The organism is Pseudomonas asplenii (assembly GCF_001293465.1).
In the GTDB taxonomy this organism is placed as follows: domain Bacteria; phylum Pseudomonadota; class Gammaproteobacteria; order Pseudomonadales; family Pseudomonadaceae; genus Aquipseudomonas; species Aquipseudomonas fuscovaginae_B.
In genome coordinates, this window is the sequence record NZ_JSYZ01000014.1 from 339,230 (window position 1) to 344,065 (window position 4,836).

At 63.4% G+C, this 4,836-nt stretch carries 6 protein-coding genes; 5 read left to right on the top strand and 1 reads right to left on the bottom strand.

Annotated features, from left to right (window positions below; all coding sequences use genetic code 11):
- Nucleotides 1-51: 51 nt before the first annotated feature.
- A complete protein-coding gene (locus tag PF66_RS18715; RefSeq protein WP_054058367.1) occupies nucleotides 52-540 on the bottom strand; it encodes an Lrp/AsnC ligand binding domain-containing protein in 489 nt (162 codons plus the stop codon).
- A 157-nt stretch (nucleotides 541-697) separates the two neighbouring features.
- On the opposite strand from PF66_RS18715, the gene dadA reads away from it, so the two are divergent.
- The 5 genes from dadA (at nucleotide 698) to PF66_RS18740 (ending at nucleotide 4,762) form a co-directional block, all read left to right on the top strand.
- Nucleotides 698-1,999, top strand: a complete 1,302-nt coding sequence (gene dadA, locus PF66_RS18720; protein WP_054063497.1) for a D-amino acid dehydrogenase — start codon at nucleotides 698-700, stop codon at nucleotides 1,997-1,999.
- Nucleotides 1,971-2,324 carry a RidA family protein gene (locus tag PF66_RS18725; protein ID WP_054063498.1) on the top strand — a complete coding sequence of 118 codons (354 nt, stop codon included), beginning with the start codon at nucleotides 1,971-1,973 and terminating at the stop codon, nucleotides 2,322-2,324. The genes dadA and PF66_RS18725 overlap by 29 nt, the downstream gene beginning before the upstream one ends.
- Before the next feature lie 88 nt (nucleotides 2,325-2,412).
- On the top strand, nucleotides 2,413-3,486 hold the full coding sequence (gene alr / locus PF66_RS18730; protein ID WP_054063499.1) for an alanine racemase: 1,074 nt from the start codon (nucleotides 2,413-2,415) through the stop codon (nucleotides 3,484-3,486).
- A gap of 128 nt (nucleotides 3,487-3,614) precedes the next feature.
- A complete protein-coding gene (locus PF66_RS18735) occupies nucleotides 3,615-4,163 on the top strand; it encodes a cupin domain-containing protein (protein ID WP_017901663.1) in 549 nt (182 codons plus the stop codon).
- 185 nt (nucleotides 4,164-4,348) lie between these two features.
- Complete coding sequence (locus tag PF66_RS18740) at nucleotides 4,349-4,762, top strand: c-type cytochrome (RefSeq protein WP_081005863.1); 414 nt, start codon at nucleotides 4,349-4,351, stop codon at nucleotides 4,760-4,762.
- Nucleotides 4,763-4,836 lie beyond the last annotated feature (74 nt).

Below are 4,836 nucleotides of genomic sequence, written 5' to 3' on the forward strand. Positions count from 1 at the left end.
ACAATTTCGTACACAGCCTAGTCTCGCCAGGCGATCGGTGTGTCGCCAGATTCAGTCCGGGATCGGCAGGTTCAGGCTCTCCTTCACTTCCTCCATCACGATATAGCTCTTCGATTCGCGTACGTGGGGCAGCTTGAGCAGGATGTCGCCCAGCAGCTTGCGGTAGGACGCCATCTCGGAAATCCGCGCCTTGACCAGGTAATCGAAGTCGCCCGACACCAGGTGGCATTCCAGCACATGCGGCAGCTTGAGCACCGCACGGCGGAACTCCTCGAAGGTATCGCCGGACTTGTAGTCGAGGCTGATCTCGACGAACACCAGCAGGCTGCCCTTCAGGTGCTGCGGATTGAGCCGGGCGTTGTAGCTCATGATGATCCCTTCGCGCTCCAGCCGGCGTACCCGCTCCGTGCAGGGGGTGGTCGACAGGCCGACCTTCTCGCCCAGTTCGGTGAATGAAATACGTGCGTCTGTCTGAAGGATCCGCAGGATGTTGCGGTCGATCTTGTCCAGCTCGCGTTTGCTCTGGTGATTGGTCCGCATAGGGGATGCGCCTCCGTAAAAAGCCATATTGCCGAGAATTCTCGCCAAATATAGGCACTTATATAGTGAAAAGCACTGGCTGTTGTTTTTTACACTGCGCGCATCTCTGCTTTGAACAATAAACATCGGCGGCTGGCCGCCATTGAGGGGCATAAACATGCGAGTTCTGGTCTTGGGTAGTGGCGTCATCGGAACCGCCAGCGCTTATTATCTGGCCCGGGCCGGCTTCGAGGTGGTGGTGGTCGACCGCCAGCCGGCCGTCGCGATGGAGACCAGTTTCGCCAACGCCGGCCAGGTCTCGCCCGGTTATGCCTCGCCGTGGGCTGCCCCGGGCGTGCCGCTGAAAGCCATCAAGTGGCTGCTGCAGCGTCACGCGCCGCTGGCGATCAAGGCCACTGCCGATATCGACCAGTACCTGTGGATGGCACAGATGCTGCGCAACTGCACCGCCAGCCGCTATGCGGTGAACAAGGAGCGCATGGTTCGCCTGTCCGAGTACAGCCGCGACTGCCTCGACGAACTGCGCGCCGAAACCGGCATCGCCTACGAAGGCCGCAGCCTGGGGACTACCCAATTGTTCCGCACCCAGGCGCAACTGGATGGCGCGGCGAAGGACATCGCCGTGCTCAAGGAGTCCGGCGTGCCGTTCGAACTGCTCGACCGTGCCGGCATTGCCCGCGTCGAGCCGGCCCTGGCGAGTGTCACCGATATCCTCGCCGGTGCCCTGCGCCTGCCGAACGACCAGACCGGTGACTGCCAGATGTTCACTACCCGCCTGGCCGAAATGGCCGTCAAGCTGGGGGTGGAATTCCGCTTCGGCCAGGACATCCAGCGCCTGGACCACGCCGGCGACCGCGTCAACGGCGTGTGGATCGATGGCAAGCTGGAAACCGCCGACCGCTACGTGCTGGCCCTGGGCAGCTACTCGCCGCAACTGCTCAAGCCACTGGGGATCAAGGCGCCGGTCTACCCGCTCAAGGGTTACTCGCTGACCGTGCCGATCACCAACCCGGCGATGGCGCCGACCTCGACCATTCTCGACGAGACCTACAAGGTCGCGATCACCCGTTTCGACAACCGCATCCGCGTCGGCGGCATGGCGGAAATCGCCGGTTTCGACCTGTCGCTGAACCCGCGTCGGCGCGAAACACTGGAGATGATCGTCAACGATCTTTATCCTCAGGGCGGTGACCTGCAGGCGGCCAGTTTCTGGACCGGCCTGCGTCCGACCACCCCCGACGGCACCCCGATCGTGGGCGCCACGCCGCTGCGCAACCTGTTCCTGAACACCGGCCACGGTACGCTCGGCTGGACCATGGCCTGCGGTTCAGGTCGCCTGCTGGCTGACCTGATGGCGAAGAAAAAGCCGCAGATCAGTGCCGAAGGCCTCGATATTTCCCGTTATGGCAATCACCAGGAGACTGCAAGACATGGCAATCCAGCGCCAGCTCACCAATGAGCGCATGAGCCAGATCGTCGTTCACGGCGGTACCGTGTATCTGGCCGGGCAGGTGGGTGACGACCTGAGTGGCGACATCGAACAACAGACCCGCGAGACCCTCGCCAACATCGAGCGTCTGCTGGATCTGGCCGGTACCGACAAGACCCGTCTGCTGTCGGTGACCATTTACCTGAAGGACATCGATGCCGACTTCGCCGGCATGAACGCGGTCTGGGACAAGTGGCTGCCCAAGGGCGTCGCCCCGGCCCGCGCCACGGTCGAGGCCAAGCTCTGCGAACCGGAAATCCTCGTGGAACTGTCGGTCGTCGCCGCCCTGCCTTAAGCAAGATCCCTCTCCCGGCATGACCTGTGGCCCTCCATTTGTCATGCCGGTTTTTTATTACCCATCGACTGTCTAGAAGTTTGCCACCATGCGTCCTGCCCGTGCCCTGATCGACCTCCAAGCCCTGCGCCACAACTACCGGCTGGCCCGCGAAGTAGCGGGGGCCCGTGCCCTCGCGGTGATCAAGGCCGACGCCTATGGGCATGGCGCGGTACAGTGCGCCCAGGCCCTGGAAGCCGAGGCCGACGGTTTTGCCGTGGCCTGCATCGAAGAAGCGCTGGAGCTGCGGGCCGCAGGCATCCGCGGGCCGATCCTGTTGCTCGAAGGCTTCTTCGAGGCCGACGAACTGGCGTTGATCGTCGCGCACGATCTCTGGTGCGTGGTGCATTCGCTGTGGCAGTTGGAAGCGATCGAGCAGGCGGCCATCGCCGCGCCGATCACCGTCTGGCTGAAGCTGGACACCGGGATGCACCGGGTCGGCCTGCACCCGGACGACTACCAGCCGGCCTACCGGCGCCTGCTGGCGACCGGCAAGGTGGCGAAGATCGTGCTGATGAGCCACTTCGCCCGGGCCGACGAGCTGGACAGCCCGCGCAGCGAGGAGCAGGTCGCGGTGTTCGAGGCGGCACGCCAGGGCCTGGCCGCCGAAGTCAGCCTGCGCAACTCGCCGGCGGTGCTCGGCTGGCCGCGGATTCCCAGCGACTGGGTGCGCCCCGGCATCCTGCTGTACGGTGCCAGCCCGTTCGACGCCGAGCACCCGGTCGCCTCGCGGATGCAGCCGGTCATGACCCTCGAGTCGAAAATCATCAGCGTGCGCGAACTGCCGGCCGGCGAGCCGGTGGGCTATGGCGGCCGGTTCGTCACGCCCGGGCCGATGCGCCTCGGGGTGGTCGCCATGGGCTATGCCGACGGTTATCCACGCCATGCCCCGACCGGTACGCCGGTGCTGGTGGCCGGCCAGCGCAGCCAGTTGCTCGGCCGGGTGTCGATGGACATGCTCTGCGTCGACCTCACGGATATCCCCCAGGCCGGCCTGGGTTCGACCGTCGAGCTGTGGGGCAGGAACATCCTGGCCAGCGAGGTGGCGGCCCGGGCCGAAACCATTCCGTACCAGATCTTCTGCAACCTGCGCCGGGTCCCGAGGCTCTACACCGGGCAATAGCGGGAAGCCGGCACGACCGTTGGGGCGTTTGCCCAGGCGGATTCGGGTCCAAGTGTTGTAAATACTGAACGCTATGCCATGATATCGCTCAATTACAACATCGCCTGAATGCCTGGGGGGCTGCCGCATTGGACGTCGGTGAACGACTGCAATCCATCCGCAAAATGAAAGGTCTGTCTCAGCGTGAACTCGCCAAGCGTGCGGGCGTCACCAATAGCACCATTTCGATGATCGAGAAGAACAGCGTCAGTCCCTCGATCAGTTCGTTGCGCAAGGTGCTTGGCGGCATTCCCATGTCGATGGTCGAGTTCTTTTCCGAAGAGATCCTCCAGGAAACGCCGACGCAGATCGTCTACAAGGCCCATGAGCTGATCGATATCTCCGACGGCGCCGTGACCATGAAGCTGGTCGGCCGCGCCCATCCGAGTCGCGCCATCGCCTTTCTCAACGAAATCTACCCGCCCGGCGCCGACACCGGCGAGGAAATGCTGACCCACGAAGGCGAAGAGACCGGCATCCTGCTCGAAGGTCGGCTGGAACTGGTGGTCGGTCTGGAAACATTCGTCCTCGAAGCGGGCGACAGCTACTATTTTGAAAGTACCAAGCCGCATCGCTTCCGTAACCCGTTCGACACCCCGGCGCGACTAATCAGCGCAGCGACACCGGCCAACTTCTGACGGCCCGGGGCGCCAGCTCAGGGATTCAGGGCGCCCGGCAGTACGGACCCGCGTTGTGGGCAATACCCTTGCAACTACAGGGGTTGTTTCGCAGCAGCGGTCTTACCGCTATACTCACGCCCGCCCGCGAAACCGTGGTCGCGGCGTGATTAGCCACCATTGAGGGTGAACGCGTGAACCTAATTATGAAAATGCTGGCTGCACCAGCAACCGTATTGGCCCTATGGGCTGTCAGCGCTCAAGCTACGACGAACGACGAGATCGCCAAGCGCCTGGAGCCGGTCGGCCAGGTCTGTGTTCAAGGTCAGGAATGCAAGGGGATGGAGGTCGCGGCATCGGCGGGCGGTGGTGGCGGCGCCAAGACCCCTGACGAAGTGATCGCCAAGCATTGCAACGCTTGCCACGGCTCCGGCCTGCTGGGCGCGCCGAAAATCGGCGACACCGCAGCCTGGAAGGAACGTGCCGATCACCAGGGCGGCCTCGACGGCATCCTCGCCAAGGCCATCACCGGCATCAACTCGATGCCGCCAAAAGGCACCTGTGCCGATTGCTCGGACGACGAACTCAAGGGTGCGATCAAGAAGATGTCCGGCCTGTAAGCCAACGGATCTTCCCGGGAAAGCCGCTTTCGAGCGGCTTTTTCGTACCTGCTGTCCCGTCCTGAATAAGGTTT